General features: G+C 74.7%; 5 protein-coding genes and 1 pseudogene. 4 read left to right on the forward strand and 2 right to left on the reverse strand.

Features of this window, described 5'->3' with window-relative positions:
• Positions 1-564 (forward strand): annotated as a pseudogene (locus AB0O00_RS30910) (hypothetical protein); the annotation flags it as partial.
• Between the two features lie 57 nt (positions 565-621).
• Here AB0O00_RS30910 and AB0O00_RS30915 read toward each other — a convergent pair.
• Positions 622-1,260: a hypothetical protein gene (locus AB0O00_RS30915; protein ID WP_363657369.1), complete on the reverse strand. Its 639-nt coding sequence runs from the start codon at positions 1,258-1,260 to the stop codon at positions 622-624.
• 146 nt (positions 1,261-1,406) lie between these two features.
• Positions 1,407-1,991: a sigma-70 family RNA polymerase sigma factor gene (locus AB0O00_RS30920; protein ID WP_363657370.1), complete on the reverse strand. Its 585-nt coding sequence runs from the start codon at positions 1,989-1,991 to the stop codon at positions 1,407-1,409.
• Positions 1,992-2,249: 258 nt separating this feature from the next.
• On the opposite strand from AB0O00_RS30920, the gene AB0O00_RS30925 reads away from it, so the two are divergent.
• The 3 genes from AB0O00_RS30925 to AB0O00_RS30935 all read left to right on the forward strand — a co-directional run.
• Positions 2,250-3,053 carry an SAM-dependent methyltransferase gene (locus AB0O00_RS30925; RefSeq protein ID WP_363657372.1) on the forward strand — a complete coding sequence of 268 codons (804 nt, stop codon included), beginning with the start codon at positions 2,250-2,252 and terminating at the stop codon, positions 3,051-3,053.
• A gap of 130 nt (positions 3,054-3,183) precedes the next feature.
• Complete coding sequence (locus AB0O00_RS30930) at positions 3,184-4,071, forward strand: hypothetical protein (protein WP_363657374.1); 888 nt, start codon at positions 3,184-3,186, stop codon at positions 4,069-4,071.
• A gap of 99 nt (positions 4,072-4,170) precedes the next feature.
• A partial coding sequence (locus AB0O00_RS30935) for an SDR family NAD(P)-dependent oxidoreductase (RefSeq protein WP_363657376.1) occupies positions 4,171-4,386 on the forward strand: 216 nt, incomplete at its 3' end.

Here is a 4,386-nt window from a genome sequence, read left to right on the forward strand (position 1 = left end):
CCGATCTCCCCGGCCGCCGACCCCGAGGTGGTCGGGCTGCCCGACCAGCCGATCGGCGTCCGGCTGATGTTCACGGTCCTGCGGCACAGCGGGGTGCTGGAGTTCGTGCTGTCCGCCTGCCCGCAGGTGCTCGACGCCGCCGAGAACGAGGACTTCGCCCGCCGGCTGCTCGCCCTCCTGGCCGCCGCCGCTGACGGACCGGTCCCGCTGGCCGCCGCGGACGGACCGGTCCCGCTCGCCGCCCCGCAGGTCGCGGCGCGCGAGGGGGAGTGGCAGCGGATCGACGGCTCGTGGATCGACCTGGCCGCCGTCCGCGCGCTCCTCGCCGACGTCCTCGGGGCCGCCGCGACCGTCGGCCACACCGACGGCCGTCTCGTCGCCCACTTCACCACCGACGACGCCGCGCTGACCCCGGCCGACGCCCACCGGGCCGTGGTCGCGGTCCTGCCCGGGCGGGACACGGTGATGGCGCCGCACCGCTACGTCATCCACGGGCCCGACGGAGTCGTGGAGGGCGACGGCCGCGACCCTCTGATCACCGCCCGCCTCGCCAGACTCTTCTGAGCCGTGTGGAACCGGCTCGTCCTCACCTGAACGGAGGAAGACCGCGCCGCCGCTGCCTCACCCGTGCGGGTCGTCCCACTCCCACGAGCACTCCGCGGTCTCCCCCGAGGTGAGCTCCCACGGGCTCGGCACCTCGGGCGGATCCCCGCCGCCGTCCTGCACCGGCAGTTGGTCGATCACCGCGACCAGCGCGGGCGGCAGCTGCGGCGCGAGCCCGCGGTGGCAGCGGGACAGGATGTCGCGTCGCACGTCGTCCGGCAGCAGCGGCCGGCTCGCGAGCAACGGCCTTGGCCCGCGGGTGCGTTCGGCCGCGGCGAGCTGGTCCGACCAGGCCCGCCAGTAGTCCGCGTCGTCCCGCTCGCCGAGCTTCAGGTGGTGCAGGTGCAGGCAGTACGCGGCCGTCCCGCTGCCGGACCCGGCGGCGAACCGCCACCAGAACTCGGCGCTGTCCTCGCGCCCGGTCGCGTACAGCAGCGCGCCGAACACCTCGGCCCCCTCGGGCTGGATACGGCGCGCGTTCACCAGCAGGTCGAGGCCCCGCGAGGCGTCCGGCGCGCCCAGCACCAGGGCCACCACGAGGCCCAGCTCGAAGGCGGCCTGCTCGTGCTCGGACGGCAGGTGCGGCGGTCCGGCGGTGAGGCGGGCCTGCCGCAGGGCGGCGATCCGTTCGGCGTGGGCACGCTCGGGTCGGGGCACATGGAGCGGCGCGCGCCCTGCGTCGGCACTCCGCGCCCCGTCGGGCGGGGGAGTGTCGGACCCGGCCACCGGCGGGGGCGGCGCCAGCGGCCCGCGTGGCTCCGGCTCGGTCGGCTCCGGCTCCAGCTCGGGCTGGGGTCTCAGGGTCACTGCTCGCCCCCGCTGTCCGGGAGCTCGCCCACCCCGAGCCGGCGCGCCAGCCGCTCCCGGGCGTGCCGCAGGTTGGAGTGCACGGTGGCCACCGGCCGGCCCAGGTAGGCGCCGATCACCTTGACGTGCAGGCCGAGCAGGTAGCGCAGGACGATCACGTCCCGCTGGCGGTCCGGCAGTTCGAGGATCGCCGCGTACAGCCGCACCTCGTCCGCCTCGCTGTGCAGCAGCCCGTTCGCGACCTGCTTGAACGCCCCGATCACCGCCGCGAACGTGACCGCCTCGACCGCCACCGGCTCCTCGCCCGCGACCCAGTCGGCGATGTGGCGGTTCGCCAGCCGCCAGGCGTACGCGGCCGGTTCCTCGAAGCGCAGCACCTGCGACCAGCAGCGGGCGAGGTCCTCCTTCACCGCCTCCACCACCAGCGTGACGTCGGCGCGGTTGCCTATCCGGGTGAGCGCGAGGGCGTGCCAGGCGGGTTCGTGCGTCTCGCAGAACGCCGAATACGCCAGCTCCATCCGGACGTTGACGGAATCGCCCGGCACCGCGAGGGCCTCGCGGGCACCCCTGTCGATCGTCATCGAGCCTGCTTTCCGTGGCACCGGCTGCGTGCCGGACCACCCGAGGGTCGGGCTGTGTGCGCCCATCCTCATTCCATCAGCCCTGTCACTCCAGGCTGCAAAGCGAATACAGATTGTCATCTCATGGGAATGGCTGCCTGGTTGCGCGCACGCCTGAGCGGGACGGGACCGCGATTGACCCCCGGTTACGGTGGGCAGCAATCGATCACGTTCCGCGTCGGGAGCCGCACGGGGCCGGACGCCGTCCAGAGGAGAACGATGAACCGGTACGACGGAGTGGACCTGCGGCTGAACGTCCCGCACTCGGCCCGGATGTACGACTACTACCTCGGCGGCTTCACCAACTTCGCCGCCGACCGCGAGGCCGCCGGCCAGGCCCTCGCGATCGCGCCCTGGCTGCGCGCCGCCGCCCGCGCCAACCGCGCGTTCGTCCACCGCTCGACCCGCGCCCTCGCGCTGGCCGGCATCGACCAGTTCCTCGACGTCGGCACCGGCATCCCCACCTCGCCCAACCTGCACGAGATCGCCCAGGGGGTGAACCCGCACGCCAGGGTCGTCTACGCCGACAACGACCCGATCGTGCTCTCCCACGCCCAGGCCCTCCTCGCCAGCACCCCCGAGGGCCGCACCGCCTACGTCGAGGCCGACGTGACCGACCCGGTCGGCCTGCTCTCCGCGCCGGGCCTGCTCGACACCCTCGACCTCGCCCGCCCGGTCGCGCTCTCCCTCAACGCGCTGTTCCACTTCGTCCCGGACGACCAGGGCGCCCGCGAGGTCGTCGAGCACTACAAGGCGGCGCTGGCCCCCGGCAGCGCCCTGGTGATGACCCACGTCAGCCCCGAGTTCGCCCCGGAGGAGGTCGCCCGTCTGATCCACATCTACGCGGCGGCCGGCACCGCCTCCCAGCCCCGCACCCGGGCCGAGTTCACCCGGTTCTTCGACGGCTGGACCCTGATCACCCCCGCGATCGTCCCCACCCCCCGCTGGCGCCCGGCCCCCGAGGACCCGGCCGTCACCGACAGCGAGGCGGCCTGCTACTCGGGCGTGGCCCTGAAACCCTGAGCCCTCAGCCCTGAAACTCTGAGCCCCGAACCCTGAAACCCCGAGCCCTTCCCCGCCCGACGAGTGCGGTCCCGCCCCTCCTGTCACAGACTGGTGGTGGATCGATGCTGCCCCCGAGGCTGGGAGAAGCATGCTGCTCGGACTCACGACGGCGCTGGTCGCGACCGTCTGCTTCGGCTTCGGGGCGGTGTTCCAGGCGCGCGGGGCCAGGTCGGCGCCGCGGGCGGACCGGGTGCGGGCGGGCCTTCTGGCGGCGCTCGTCCGGTCGTGGCAGTTCGTCCTCGGCACCCTGCTCGACATCGTCGGCTTCGCGCTGAGCATCGTGGCGCTGCGCAGCCTCCCCCTGTTCCTCGTGCAGGCCGTCACCAACGCGAGCCTCGCCGTCACCGCCCTCGCCGCCGTCTGGCTGCTGGGCGCCCGGCTGCGCCGCGGCGACCTCGCGGGGATTTTGGCGGTCGTCCTCGGCCTGACCCTGCTCGCACTGGGCTCGGGCGAGGAGGGCCGCGAGTACGCCCCGTCCGCGTTCCACTGGGCGCTGCTCGGCACGACCGTCGTCATGGTGCTGCTCACCGTCGTCCTCGTGCGCCGCCAAGGCACCGTCGCCGCGGCCGGCCTCGGCCTCCTCGCCGGTGTCGGGTTCGGCGTGACCAGCCTCGCCGTGCGCGTGCTCGACGTGCAACGGCTGACGTCCCTGCTCACCGACCCGGCCGCCTACGCCCTCGTGCTCGGCGGTCTCGGCGGCTACCTCGCGTACGCCCTCGCGCTGCAGCGCGGCACGGTGACCGCCGCGACCGCCGCCGGGACGGTCGCCGAGACCTTCGGCCCGGCGCTGGTCGGAGTCCTGGCGCTCGGCGACGCCGCGCGTCCCGGCTTCGAGTGGTGCGCGCTGGCGGGCTTCGCGGTGGCGGTGGGCGGCACGTTCGTGCTGTCCAGGTTCGGCGAGCTGGAGGGGGAGTCGGCCGAGGCGCTCGCCCCCGAGGCCGGCGCGGAGACGGAGCCGGCGGTCCCGCCCCGCTGACGCGTGCTCCCGGTCGCCCGGACGGCGTCGCCGTGCGAAGGTGGCTTGCCGGACAAAACGGACGGCTTTCACGCAGGACGGCAGAGCGGCAGGTGCGCGATGGCGGACGAAGCCCACCGAGGGCCCCGGCACCGGGGAGCGCCCGGGCGTCCCGTGGTGCTGATCACCGGCGCGTCCTCCGGCATCGGCCTGGCCACCGCGACCCGCCTCGCCGAGGCCGGCTGGCAGCCGCTGCTCTCCGGCACCGACCGCGCCCGGCTGGACGCCGCTGCCGCCCGCACCGGCGGCGTCGCCTTGCCCGAGGACCTCAGCAAG

Source organism: Kitasatospora sp. NPDC093558 (genome assembly GCF_040683475.1).
Lineage (GTDB): Bacteria > Actinomycetota > Actinomycetes > Streptomycetales > Streptomycetaceae > Kitasatospora.